The following is a 12,885-nucleotide window of genomic DNA, read 5'->3' as shown; positions in this document are numbered from 1 at the left end:
CGTGAATACAATATAGTAATAATAAATGAGGGGAATATTTATATGGCATCCACAAAGCTTATCGTTTTAAAATCTAAAGAAATCATATACACGGTTATTTTTCTCGGACTTGTCGCCCTGTTTATCATCATACTGACGATCATGTTCAAAAAACCTGCCACCGTTTCAGAAACTGCTTCTTCGAATACCGCTTCCGAAACAACGGAGCCTTCTTATAACCCCGGTACATATGATTCTACTATCACGCTTGGCGAATCTACTCTGTCTGTTATGGTTACGGTTGATGAACATTCTATCCGGGATGTTGCGCTCTCCAACCTGGACGAAAGTGTCACCACCATGTATCCGCTCCTGTCGTCTTCTTTAGAGGCGATCAACACCGACCTGCAGTATGTGTCATCCGTTGACAACCTCACCGTTTCCGGCGATACCAAGTATACCTCAATGCTGCTGATCAACGCCATCAAAGAGGCGCTTGCCAAGGCTGTGGTTCAATGATGCCACCGTACGATATATGCCGGTCAACTGCCTATTGTTACGCAAAACGTTCCCACTCTATCCTCGACGTAGCGGTACATAAGGCTGCAAAAGACGCAGCCTAAGTACCGACGCTCGGACAGGTTTGCTACACAATATCAGTTGTCCGGCATATATCTGTTTATTGACATAACACCGTTTCCAGCCTTGGCTATTGATACGGTACAACCACCTAAGTACTATGCTCCTTATTTCGCAGAACGCTTTCATAAGTCCTTGAATCAAAATGAAAGATACATTACATATTATTCCGTAAGACGCTTCCGCTCGTATCCACGCTGTGTAACTTCGAACTAACCTCGGCAAAGCCTCGCTAAGGTCTCAGTTACTCGTGCAGCCGTACATAAAGTTGCAAAAAACGCAACTTAAGTACCGGCCTCGGATAATGCTTACGTCATAATAGTAATGCTATCTTCCATTTTAACTTAAAGTGCTAACATCTGGACAGGTCTGCTACATAAGGACATTCTACTCAGGTGATTTGTGTTTCTATACCAAGATGCGCTATATATCATTTCTGTACGTCAGATTTTTGTGCGCTGAGCCAGTATTCTTCCCAGCCTTGTCTGCGCTGCCTTTCAATCATAAATCGCATAGCCAAATATTTCTTTGTATGCTTACCACAATATAGAAGGATGATAGGTGTAGCCGGTACGCAGCTTTGATATCAAAGACAGAGAATGTGTGTAGATATTTTTATTTGACGGCCTTTTCTCACGTCGGTACTTAACGAATCGCATAAGCGATGAGTTTAGAACCGCTACGTGAGAATAGAGTGAAAACGCCCGGAAAATAAAAGATATCTACATCACATTCTCGTCCTTATACCATAACGTAAAGGCTAGCGTCTAATGCTTGGTTACGATGTCGTTCCGGTCTTTGTAGATGCTGTTTGATGGCACATAACCTCTGACACGGGACAATGGGTAGATGTTTGAATGTGAGCCGATCACGGTGCCCGGATTTAAAACGCTGTTACAACCAACCTCTACATAGTCACCAAGCATTGCACCAAATTTCTTCATACCGGTTGCAATATCGAAGTCCGCGCCTTTGACATGCACCAGTGTTTTGTCTGACTTGACATTAGAGGTAATGCTGCCTGCTCCCATATGAGAATGGAAGCCAAGGATCGAATCACCTACATAGTTATAATGTGGAACCTGCACATTATTAAAGATAATGACATTCTTTAACTCTGTGGAGTTACCAACAACGCAGTTATCTCCCACTAAAGCACTTCCACGGATAAATGCACACTGTCTGACCTCTGTATCTTTTCCAATAATACATGGGCCTGCGATATAGGCAGAATCAAATACTGTTGCTGATTTATGAATCCAGATATTTTCACCATGTTTTTCATACTCTTCCGGATCTAAGCTGTTTCCAAGTTCAATGATAAAGTCCTTGATCTTCGGAAGCGCTTCCCACGGATATGTAACGCTTTCAAGCAATGGCTTTGCTGCTGTCTCTGTCAGATCATATAATTCTTTGATCGTTACCTGTTTTACTGTTTCATTATTCATTTTCTTATACCTCACTATCTTTTTCAGAATTTAATAGAAAACAATCATTCGCCCGCAAAGGACAATTTTTATCTAAAAAACAATCATTTATCCACAAAGAATAATTCTTTTCTAAAAAGCAATCATCTATCCACAAAGGATAATTCTTTCTATTAAGCAACTATGTTCAAGGTTATTTTTTATAATATACCCTTGTTCTGTCAAATACTGTTGTAATCTGGTTCTGATTGCTGATTCCTTTTACCAGATTTGTGTATTTTATCACAAAGGTGTTCATCTTGTCTGTATATTCTTCTTTCGTGATCGAGCCATCGGCAACGCCACATAGTCCTTTTTCCCAGCTTGCCGTCAGATCTGCCCGAAGCAGTCCGTTGATCGAATAATAAACAACATCATAAATGATCTCGCCGAGAAATGTAGGCGTTACGATCTGCGTTTTCTTATTCAGCGCAATGTATTTGTTATTCACAAGCTTGGTGATGATTCCATCTCTGGTCGCACTGGTTCCGATACCTGCGCCCTTGATCTGCTCACGAAGCTCCTCGTCCTCGATAAACTGTCCGGCATTTTCCATCGTCAGGATAAGCGTACCGGAATTGTAGCGTTTCGGGGGTGACGTCTCACCCTCTTTGATCTCGAATTTGTCAAGTGAAAGAATATCTCCCTTTTTCAAATGTCCGATCGTCTCGATGAATTCCGGGCTGTACTTTGTATCATCCTTTTTCCTTGCAAAGCGGTTCGTGGCAACATTCAGGTAACCTTCTTTTAACATATATTTGAAATTGGCAAATAAGAATTCATCCTGCTTTGCCAGTGTCATTGAAAGCTTCTGATATTCTGCTGCCGGATAAAAGATGCTTAAGAATCGTCTGCAAATAATCTCATACACATTTGCCGCGATCTCAGACAATCCCCTTAACGCACCCATGCCCTGTCCGGTCGGAATGATCGCATAATGGTCTGTGATCTGTTTATCATTTACATACTTGGTCTTTGCGATCGTCTTATAGCTTCCCATGTTAAGAACCTCATCGGCATAGGCAGCCATCGGCGTATAGCGTTTCAGGCCGGATATGTTCTTATAAATTTCCTTTGCCACAGCCGTTGACAACACTCTGGCATCCGTTCTCGGATATGTCACCAGCTTCTTCTCGTATAACTCCTGCACGATCTTTAAGGTGTCGGACGGACTGATCTTAAAGAGGGAAGAACAGTCATTCTGCAACTCGGCAAGGTTATACAGCATTGGCGGAGCCTTCTTTTCTTTCTTCTTCTCACTTGCAACAAGCGTGGCTTCCATTCCATTTGCCGACAGTTTTTTTACCAGATCTTCTGCATCCTTCTTCTGCTTGAAACCATTTTCTTTATACAGAAGCGGTGAATTAAAATACGGTGTATCCTTTACTGCTTTCCATTCTGCCTCAAATGTCTGCCCGGCAACATTTACCGTACCAACAACACGGTAAAATGGTGTCTTTACAAATTCACGGATCTCCCGTTCCCGCTTCACGATAATGCCAAGAACACAAGTCATAACACGTCCAACCGCAATCACACATTTGTCCAGTTTCAGATAATTTCTTATCACATAGCTGTATTTTAACGATAAAGCTCTGGAGAAATTAATACCCATCAGATAATCTTCTTTTGCACGAAGATATGCGGCATCACTAAGCGAATCATATTCTGAAAGCGGCTTGGCTTCCCGGATCCCACGCAGGATCTCTTCCTCTGTCTGGGAGTCGATCCAGACTCTCCGCTTCTCTTTATTTCCAACCTTTGCCATCTGATCCACCAGACGATAGATGTATTCTCCCTCACGTCCTGAGTCGGTGCAGACATAGATACAGCCTACATCATCCCGGTTCAACAGCCCTGCTACGATCTTGAACTGCTTGCTGACATCCGGTATCACTTCATATTTGAATTCTGTCGGAATAAAAGGAATCGTAGCCAGATCCCATTTTCTTAATTTCTCGTCATAGGCATCCGGATAGCTCATCGTGATCAGATGTCCCACACACCAAGTCACAACAGAATCTTCCGATTCCAGATAGCCCGCTCCGGCATTTCCTTTTACACCAAGCACATCTGCAAACTGCCTTGCAACACTTGGTTTTTCTGCTATATATAAATTCTTCAAATCAAACTCCTGATTCTTTTATATTTGATCAATATTACACATCACATCTTTTTATAATACCAGAAAAACGGGGTTTCGACCATAGCTTTTATGATATCCGTACAGTGATTCCATACGACAATGGCTCAAAGTAAAAAAGCACCCCGCCTTCTATTATAGAAAACGAGATGCCCTTTGACTATTTTAGGTTGTAATAAACATTTACTGTATTTGATCTTACTGCTCGAATAATAACTGCTCGTATGTAGGGAATGGCCATGCTGTCTTTGGAAGTTCTTTTTCCAATTCGTCAGCAGGTGTTCTTACAGAATCAAATGCTGCAAATACTACGTTGTGATAGTATTTTGCCCATGCTTCGATATCATCTTCGTAATCAGCAGCTTTTGCAACAAGCTCTTCCAGTTTTACAGTTGCTGTCTTCAGTTCTGCAAGCTTATCAGAGATTGTATTCAACAGAGATACCTGTACGCTTGGCTCGATACCAAGAGCTTTGATCTCAGCAGCGCCCTTTGCAAGCTCTGCCTGATATTCCATAACTGCTGGGATGATCTCTTCATTTGACATCTCGATCATTGTGAGTGCCTCAATGTTGATCTTCTTTGCGTAATTCTCAAGCATAACTTCTGCTCTGGCTGATAACTCTGCTTTATCCATAACGCCAAGGCCTTCAAAGATCTTAACGCTCTTATCTGCTGCCAGATATGGAACTGCATCTACCATACATTTGATATTTGGAAGTCCACGTTTCTCAGCTTCTGCGATCCATTCATCTGAATAACCATTTCCGTTGAAAATGATCTTCTGATGCTCTGTCAGAGTCTTTCTGATCAATGCCTTACATGCTGTCTCGAAATCTTCTGCACCCTCCAGTTCGTCAGTCATCTTCTTTAACTGATCTGCAACGATCGTATTTAATACCATCATTGGGAATGCGATGGACTGTGTAGAACCTACCATACGGAACTCGAATTTGTTACCTGTAAATGCAAATGGTGATGTTCTGTTTCTATCTGTAGCATCCATTGTAAATGTAGGAAGTGTGGATGCACCGGATACATAAGTCTTGCCCTTTGGTGATTCTGTAGCTTCCCCTTTCTCGATGATCTGCTTAACAATGGATTCAAGCTGTTCACCAAGGAATGCCGAAATAATTGCTGGAGGTGCTTCATTTGCTCCAAGTCTGTGGTCATTTCCTGCGGATGATGCGGACAGTCTTAACAACTCTGCATTGTTATCAACGGCTGCAAGAACGGCTGCAAGGAAGAACTGGAACTGAAGGTTTGTCTCCGGATGTTTACCAGGATCGATCAGGTTCTCGCCCTCATCTGTTGAAATTGACCAGTTGTTATGTTTACCGGAACCATTGACACCTGCAAATGGTTTCTCATGAAGAACACATTCCAGATCATGCTTTGCTGCGATCTTCTTCATCGTAGCCATAACCAGATGGTTCTGATCGGTTGCTATATTTGTTGTTGAGAAAATAGGTGCTAACTCATGCTGAGCAGGAGCAACTTCGTTGTGCTGTGTCTTAGCAAGAATACCGTATTTCCATAATTCTTCATTTAACTCGGTCATGTATGATGCAACCTTATCTTTGATCGCTGCAAAATACTGATCGTCAAGCTCCTGTCCTTTTGGAGGCATCGCACCGAATAAGGTACGTCCACAAAGCTTCAGGTCTGTTCTCTTGGCGAATTTCTTCTTATCGATCAGGAAATATTCCTGCTCAGGACCAACAGAAGCTGTAACCTTCTTTGCTGATGTATTTCCAAATAATGCAAGTGCCTTTAAAGCTTCCTTGCTGATTGCATCCATGGAACGAAGAAGTGGTGTCTTGTAGTCAAGTGACTCACCTGTATATGATGTGAATGCTGCTGGGATGCAAAGGATACAGGTTCCTGCATCTGTTGTTTTTACAAATGCCGGTGAGGTACAATCCCATGCTGTATATCCTCTGGCCGCGCATGTCTCACGAAGTCCACCAGAAGGGAAGGATGAAGCATCCGGCTCGGATTTGATCAGCTCTTTACCTGTGAACTGAAGAATAACTCCGCCATCGCCTACTGTACTTACGAATGAATCATGCTTCTCGGCTGTTGTCTCTGTCAGTGGCTGGAACCAGTGAGTATAGTGTGTTGCGCCAAGTTCCATTGCCCATTCCTTCATTGCTGCTGCAACAGAATCTGCAATAGATGTATCAAGAGGTTCGCCCTTATCGATTGTGTTCTTCAAGGATTTATAAACTGCTTTTGGAAGACGCTCTCTCATAACCTGATCGGAGAAAACGTGTGAACCGAATACGGCTGAAATTTTGTTCATCATAATTTTGTACTTCCTTTCTTCTGATAAAACAAAAAAAGAAAGGTGTCCCAATGATTTGGAACACCTTTGTTCATTTCGTCTATTTATTTGATACAATATATATACTCCTTTTGATTTGAAAAATCAAGAGGAAAAATAAAAATTTTGAGGGAAAATTTTTTAGAAAGTTAATAGCAGTAACAATATCCAAAACATACTCACTTTTTTATCCTATAACTGCCAGTTTATATTTTCAGCATTTTTTGCTACCAGCAGTTTGGTTCTGAGTTCTGTATCATCCAGATCTATAAAGTCACCATTTGAATAATACTTCCACTGTGCTACTTCCTGATTTCCTGACCAGTTCATCTCACTGATCACATAAAACTGCATCGAAGCCAACGGTTCCTATATTCCCAATTGAGGAAAATATCCAGTCCTTTTTATCTTTTATGCTTGGATTAACTACTTTTCGCGTACATTCTTCCAGGGACTGCACAGCCTCATTGGAATACAGTAAGGACAGAAAGCCCATTCCAAATCCTATTAAACATATAATCAACCCCATTAATTTCTTTTTCATATCTTCATCCCCCATATCTTATATATTTCTCCAACAATATATTCGTCACACCATCAGGCAAGAACCGCTTCTATTTCAACCCCAAGCACATCCCCAAGCGTTTCTGCCACCTTCTCCGCGGCATAAAGTTTATAATACAGTCTGGAATCCTGTTCTCCCATCTGGAAATATCCATCGATGATCGTATCCGAAACAGCCACTGCATAATATACTTCTCCCGGTACACTATCCTGATTGTTTGGATCAATATTTCCCGTTGTACCGGTAATACCGATTCCGATATCTGCACGATATGCCCGTTTACAGGCTTCTGCCATTGCCCTCGCTGTTTCTTTGGAATAGACACCATAAGTTTCTATCACAGCTTCCGGAACACCCTGCATGACCTTTGCTTCGTTGGAATAGGTTACAAATGCCCCTTTTAATATCGCAGATGCCCCTTCAGTATCTGTGATCAATGAAGCAATCTGCCCGCAGGTGATACTTTCCATGGTCGTGATCGTCATTTTCCTGTCGATCAGACAGCCTGTCAATCGTCTGTAATTATTCCGTATTGTCTTTTCCATCTGTTCATCCAGTTTTTTTCCTGCCATTTATCCTTCCGCCTTTGTTGCCTTTAATCTATTTATTATTATAATATATTCACAAAAGGATTTCCACAAGTGGAAATCCTTTTGTCATTTCTATTTATCTTATCTCTTCTCCACCACCAGGAGCTCCTCGTCGTTCTTCACCTTTCCGGTCTTTACCGGACGCAGTTTATAGCCATCCGGGAGCTCTGTTATAATGACAGGGGATATTAAGGATGGCGCATGCTTCTTCAGATAAGGAAGATCCAGCCGCATGACCGGCTGTCCGGCAGACACTATCTGTCCGGTCTCAACCAGTACGTCAAAGCCTTTGCCATTTAGCTTTACCGTATCGATTCCAATATGGATCATCACACCGATTCCCTGTTCCGTTACCAACCCTATGGCATGCTTCGTGTCGAAGACAAAAGCAATCGTTCCGGCAACAGGCGCGGTTATTTCAGGATCCGTTGGCAATACAGCGATTCCATCGCCCATCATTCCACTGGAAAATGCCTCATCTGGCACACTTGATAATTCAAAAACCTCTCCTGTAACCGGACTCAATATAGATACTGTATTATCATCCATATGCTTTTTCTGTCTGTTTCTTGCATTTCTCCCATTTTTCTCTTTGCCTGCAATGACATCCTCTCTCGGTCTTCCCTCATCTGCAATAACCACCTTCTCATCATACCCTTCCAGATAATCTTCCAGATTGGATTTGATCACAGACACCTTCGGGCCATAGATGACCTGTACGCCATATCCTTTTTTCACCACGCCGGATGCTCCGCTTGCCCGGAGAACATCTTCTTTTACAAGAGCTGCATCATATACCGTACAACGAAGTCTGGTTGCGCAGCAGTCAACATCCGATATATTGGCCTTGCCGCCGAGTCCTTCACAGATCAGTCTGGAAGTCTCCATCTGTGGGCTGTGATTCCGGAAAACATCCATATTCCGGTCATTGTCTGATCCCTGCTCTCCGGCATTTTCTCCATGCTTTCTGGCATCCATATCACTTCGACGATATAATTTCACTTCGTCATTGTTATCTCTACCCGGTGTTTTCAGATCAAACCGCCGGATCAGATGATAGAACAATACATAATATACGATAAAATAACCGATACCGACAATAACGATCCAGATCCAGTTCGTCTTTGCATTTCCCTGCATGATGCCGAACAGGGTAAGATCGATCAGACCGCCGGAGAAGGTCATTCCCACACCGACTTCAAATACATGCATCAGCATATAGGCAAAGCCTGCCAGAATACAATGGATTCCATACAGAGCCGGTGCGACAAATAAAAATGTGAATTCCAGCGGCTCTGTAATACCTGTGATCATGGCTGTAAGGGCTGCGGAAAGAAGCAGTCCGCCTGCTGCCTTCCGTTTCTCCGGTGCTGCTGTTTTATACATAGCAAGAGCAGCTCCTGGCAGACCAAATATCATAAGCGGGAATTTACCGGACATAAATCTGGTGGCTGATACCGCATACTTTGTAACGGATAGATCTGCAAGCTGTGCAAAGAAGATATTCTGTGCTCCTTCTACAACACGCCCACCAACCTCCAGCGTTCCTCCGACCGCAGTCTGCCAGAATGGCAGATAGAACACATGATGCAGGCCAAATGGTATCAGAAGACGTTCCATAAATCCATATACCCAGGTTCCTGCATAGCCGGAATTTAAAACCAGATCACCTATGGTATAGATGCCTTTCTGGATTGCCGGCCAGATAAAGAACATCAAAATACCAACTCCGGTATATACCAATGCTGATATGATCGGAACGAATCTGGAACCACCAAAGAAAGACAACACCTGCGGCAGTTCAATCTTATAAAAGCGGTTATGCAGGGCAGCCACACCAAGTCCTACCAGGATACCGCCAAATACACCCATTTGCAAAGATGTGATACCGCAGACAGAAGTAACCGCTCCTGCAAGCATTGCTTCCGTACCACCATTTATCGTGATCAGCGCATTGATCGATGCATGCATGATAAAGAATGCAATAGCCGCTGATAGCGCAGCAACTTCCTTCTCCTTTTTTGCCATACCGATCGCCACGCCCATGGCAAACAGGATTGGCAAATTGGCAAATACCACATTTCCTGCCTCACTCATTACCTCAAATACAGCAGCAAATATCGTTCCCGGCCCAAGGATCCGCATCAGCCCATATGTTTCAAGCATAGTTTCATTGGTAAAGGAGCTTCCGATTCCAAGCAGCAGTCCCGCCACCGGCAGGATCGCGATTGGAAGCATAAACGACCGTCCAACCCGTTGTAATATTCCAAATATTTTATCTCTCATATAAAAAATCTCCCTGTTTCATAGATACATATTCATACGGACTAGTATCTGCAAAACAAGGAGAATCATTCCATTTTCTTATGAAAATACTTCTTCTTTGTATGGTCTTCCGATCTTTACAACTTCTCCATTATCCAGAGTTACGGTTGATCTGGAATAATGCTTGACGTGCTGACGGTTGATAATACAATTACTGTTTACACGGACAAATACCTTTGGAAGATTTTTCAAAGCATTTGTCAATGTAATATACTGCACATAATCACCTCTTGTTGTACAGTATCTGGTGAGACGATCATCTCTGTGAATACAGATGATCTCCGAAGCTGAAAAAATATTGATCGTTTTCCCATAGCAGACTCGGATAAAATTACTTCTGCTCATATTCAGACGCTTGATCGCCGTATCAACGGCATGCACCAGCTTGATATCCCGGTTTCGCTTCATAACACAATTGCAGTGCTCCACGTCATAGATATCCCAGCCATCCGGAATATGGTCTGCATAAAATATAATCTTGCAATTTGGAACAGAACGATTGATGGCTCTGGCCAGACAGATCCCGTTATATTGCAGATTGTCAAATACGATCTCCGTGATAAATATATCACAGGAAAAGGTACTTTCTTCTACATCTATAGACGCTTCTTCCGGCAGATACAATTCAAACTCTACATTATCCAGATCCATACGGGATTCTATAAAATCCTTCACAGCTTCCACTTCATGCATAGATGAATCACATATACCAATTTTCATTTGTATAACACTTCCCTCTCATTTGAATGCCACTTGTAAATTTTAGTATATTTCTTAGATATATGCAGTATTATTGTTAGTTTTTACATATAATAGAAGTGTCACTATCTGTTTCTTTTTTGATATTTATTAGAAAATACTTAAAAAGAAAAGGAATACCATCATGACACTGAATTATAAAATTATAGGATCACGCATAAAAATACGCAGAAAAATGAAAGATGTCACCCAGGAACAGATGGCGGAAGACCTCAATCTGTCTGTAGGTTTTATCAGTCAGCTTGAACGTGGTATCTGCAAAGTGAGTCTGGATACGCTTGCAAATATCACCGAATATCTGGATTGTACTTTTTCTGATATTCTTGAATACAATCAACATTCTGAAAGCTATAATCAGTCGAAACTGAATGCTCTTTATTCATCCTTATCCCCTGAAGACCAGCATGTTATGCTCAGTCTGATGGAGGCTTACACAAAGCACCGCTAATATCCGGAAATTAGAATACCATAAAACAGACTAAAAAAAACATAGATTGTCAATTCTACGTTTTATCATGCATAAATGACATGTACAACTGACATTTCTGCTTTTTTTCTGCATAATTTACATCATAATAACAAAAACTCCGACCATCAGGATCCATACTCGAATCCAGATAACCGGAGTTTTTATTATGTTTATTTTATTATTCTTTCGAATCTGTTATTTACTTACCTTACGGAAGTTCTTCTTACCACGTCTTACAACGATTCCGTCTCCATCAAACTTCTCTTCCGGGATTGTAACTGAGATATCAGGTATCTTGTCACCATCAACAGCAACGCCGCCCTGCTCTACCGCACGTCTTCCTTCATTTCTGGAGGATACCAGACCGGACTTTACAAGTACGGATACGATATCGATCGCACCATCCTTGAAATCATCGGCTGACAATGTAACAGATGGCATATCAGCAGCAACACCCTGGGAGAATAATGCTCTTGCACTCTCCTGTGCCTTTACTGCTTCTTCTTCGCCATGAACCAGCTTTGTAAGTTCAAATGCAAGGATCTCTTTTGCTGTATTTAACTGACTGCCTTCCCAGCTGTCCATCTTGTCGATCTCTTCCAGTGGAAGGAAGGTCAGCATACGGATACATTTTAATACATCGGCATCTGCAACATTTCTCCAGTACTGGTAGAACTCAAATGGTGATGTCTTGTTTGGATCAAGCCATACAGCACCCTTCTGTGTCTTACCCATCTTCTTGCCTTCTGAGTTCAGAAGCAGGGTGATCGTCATGGCATATGCATCCTTGCCAAGCTTTCTACGGATCAGCTCTGTACCACCAAGCATGTTGCTCCACTGGTCATCACCACCGAACTGCATATTACAGCCATATTTCTGGAATAACTCATAGAAATCGTAGCTCTGCATGATCATGTAGTTGAACTCTAAGAAGCTTAAGCCCTTCTCCATTCTCTGCTTGTAGCACTCTGCACGAAGCATGTTGTTAACTGAGAAATGAGGGCCAACCTCACGAAGAACATCTACATAGTTCAGGTCAAGTAACCAGTCTGCATTATTTACAAGAAGTGCTTTGCCTTCTGAGAAATCAATAAAACGGCTCATCTGCTTCTTGAAGCATTCTACATTATGAGCGATCGTTTCTGTTGTCATCATCTGTCTCATATCGGTACGTCCGGATGGATCACCGATCATAGCTGTACCGCCACCGATAAGGGCAATCGGCTTATTACCCGCCATCTGTAAACGTTTCATCAGGCAAAGTGCCATGAAATGTCCTACATGAAGACTGTCTGCGGTTGGGTCAAATCCTATATAGAAAACAGCTTTTCCGTTATTTACCAGCTCTTTAATTTCTTCTTCATCTGTTGTCTGGGCAATCAATCCTCTTGCCACTAACTCATCATAAACCTTCATTTTTTCCTCCTGTAACAGCATCTGCTTAGATGCTGACCTTTTATATCATAATTATTATCTACTTTTTATTCTGTGTCCAACCAGCTACCGGCAAAATATATGTCTTCGACCACTTTCCGGCAGTTGTTTCATCTATAGTACACATACTTTGTGATTATACAACGAAATATAACACTTTGACAAGCCTGTACTTCCACAATCCCATTAAC

At 42.1% G+C, this 12,885-nt stretch carries 11 protein-coding genes; 2 read left to right on the top strand and 9 right to left on the bottom strand.

Going from position 1 to position 12,885, the window contains the following annotated elements:
• Positions 1-42: 42 nt before the first annotated feature.
• Complete coding sequence (locus tag GT641_RS01350) at positions 43-498, top strand: hypothetical protein (RefSeq protein ID WP_161116652.1); 456 nt, start codon at positions 43-45, stop codon at positions 496-498.
• 887 nt (positions 499-1,385) lie between these two features.
• Here GT641_RS01350 and GT641_RS01345 read toward each other — a convergent pair.
• The 8 genes from GT641_RS01345 to GT641_RS01310 form a co-directional block, all read right to left on the bottom strand.
• Positions 1,386-2,066, bottom strand: a complete 681-nt coding sequence (locus GT641_RS01345; RefSeq protein ID WP_161116651.1) for a UDP-N-acetylglucosamine pyrophosphorylase — start codon at positions 2,064-2,066, stop codon at positions 1,386-1,388.
• A 172-nt stretch (positions 2,067-2,238) separates the two neighbouring features.
• Positions 2,239-4,209 carry a DNA topoisomerase gene (locus GT641_RS01340; protein ID WP_161116650.1) on the bottom strand — a complete coding sequence of 657 codons (1,971 nt, stop codon included), beginning with the start codon at positions 4,207-4,209 and terminating at the stop codon, positions 2,239-2,241.
• A 216-nt stretch (positions 4,210-4,425) separates the two neighbouring features.
• Complete coding sequence (locus tag GT641_RS01335) at positions 4,426-6,534, bottom strand: glutamine synthetase III (RefSeq protein ID WP_008403090.1); 2,109 nt, start codon at positions 6,532-6,534, stop codon at positions 4,426-4,428.
• Between the two features lie 210 nt (positions 6,535-6,744).
• Entirely contained in the window at positions 6,745-6,906 is a 162-nt protein-coding gene (locus GT641_RS01330) for a hypothetical protein (RefSeq protein WP_156782875.1), read from the bottom strand.
• Entirely contained in the window at positions 6,884-7,096 is a 213-nt protein-coding gene (locus GT641_RS01325) for a hypothetical protein (protein ID WP_161116649.1), read from the bottom strand. Before GT641_RS01325 ends, GT641_RS01330 begins: the two co-directional genes overlap by 23 nt.
• A gap of 53 nt (positions 7,097-7,149) precedes the next feature.
• Positions 7,150-7,689: a CinA family protein gene (locus tag GT641_RS01320; RefSeq protein ID WP_161116648.1), complete on the bottom strand. Its 540-nt coding sequence runs from the start codon at positions 7,687-7,689 to the stop codon at positions 7,150-7,152.
• Between the two features lie 99 nt (positions 7,690-7,788).
• Positions 7,789-9,993 carry a PTS transporter subunit IIABC gene (locus GT641_RS01315; protein WP_161116647.1) on the bottom strand — a complete coding sequence of 735 codons (2,205 nt, stop codon included), beginning with the start codon at positions 9,991-9,993 and terminating at the stop codon, positions 7,789-7,791.
• A 78-nt stretch (positions 9,994-10,071) separates the two neighbouring features.
• The gene (locus tag GT641_RS01310; RefSeq protein WP_161116646.1) at positions 10,072-10,752 is read right to left on the bottom strand and encodes a LytTR family DNA-binding domain-containing protein; all 681 of its coding nucleotides are present in this window, start codon (positions 10,750-10,752) and stop codon (positions 10,072-10,074) included.
• A gap of 163 nt (positions 10,753-10,915) precedes the next feature.
• Here GT641_RS01310 and GT641_RS01305 point away from each other — a divergent pair, with 163 nt between their 5' ends.
• The gene (locus GT641_RS01305) at positions 10,916-11,239 is read left to right on the top strand and encodes a helix-turn-helix transcriptional regulator (RefSeq protein ID WP_021943638.1); all 324 of its coding nucleotides are present in this window, start codon (positions 10,916-10,918) and stop codon (positions 11,237-11,239) included.
• A 216-nt stretch (positions 11,240-11,455) separates the two neighbouring features.
• On the opposite strand, the gene tyrS is transcribed toward GT641_RS01305, so the two are convergent.
• Entirely contained in the window at positions 11,456-12,676 is a 1,221-nt protein-coding gene (gene tyrS, locus GT641_RS01300; RefSeq protein WP_021943639.1) for a tyrosine--tRNA ligase, read from the bottom strand.
• Positions 12,677-12,885: the final 209 nt, after the last annotated feature.

Origin of the sequence: Clostridium sp. BIOML-A1, from assembly GCF_009874105.1 — a bacterium.
GTDB lineage: Bacteria > Bacillota > Clostridia > Lachnospirales > Lachnospiraceae > Coprococcus.
Note: the sequence above shows the minus strand (reverse complement) of the source record. Positions and strands in the feature narration are given on the sequence as shown.

Bases quoted from the DNA above. Each gene is read 5' to 3' on its own strand.
- GT641_RS01350 (WP_161116652.1), top strand. From the start codon at position 43: ATGGCATCCACAAAGCTTATCGTTTTAAAATCTAAAGAAATCATATAC.
- GT641_RS01310 (WP_161116646.1), bottom strand. From the start codon at position 10,752: ATGAAAATTGGTATATGTGATTCATCTATGCATGAAGTGGAAGCTGTG.
- tyrS (WP_021943639.1), bottom strand. From the start codon at position 12,676: ATGAAGGTTTATGATGAGTTAGTGGCAAGAGGATTGATTGCCCAGACA.
- GT641_RS01330 (WP_156782875.1), bottom strand. From the start codon at position 6,906: ATGCAGTTTTATGTGATCAGTGAGATGAACTGGTCAGGAAATCAGGAA.
- GT641_RS01325 (WP_161116649.1), bottom strand. From the start codon at position 7,096: ATGAAAAAGAAATTAATGGGGTTGATTATATGTTTAATAGGATTTGGA.
- GT641_RS01335 (WP_008403090.1), bottom strand. From the start codon at position 6,534: ATGATGAACAAAATTTCAGCCGTATTCGGTTCACACGTTTTCTCCGAT.
- GT641_RS01345 (WP_161116651.1), bottom strand. From the start codon at position 2,066: ATGAATAATGAAACAGTAAAACAGGTAACGATCAAAGAATTATATGAT.
- GT641_RS01305 (WP_021943638.1), top strand. From the start codon at position 10,916: ATGACACTGAATTATAAAATTATAGGATCACGCATAAAAATACGCAGA.
- GT641_RS01320 (WP_161116648.1), bottom strand. From the start codon at position 7,689: ATGGCAGGAAAAAAACTGGATGAACAGATGGAAAAGACAATACGGAAT.
- GT641_RS01315 (WP_161116647.1), bottom strand. From the start codon at position 9,993: ATGAGAGATAAAATATTTGGAATATTACAACGGGTTGGACGGTCGTTT.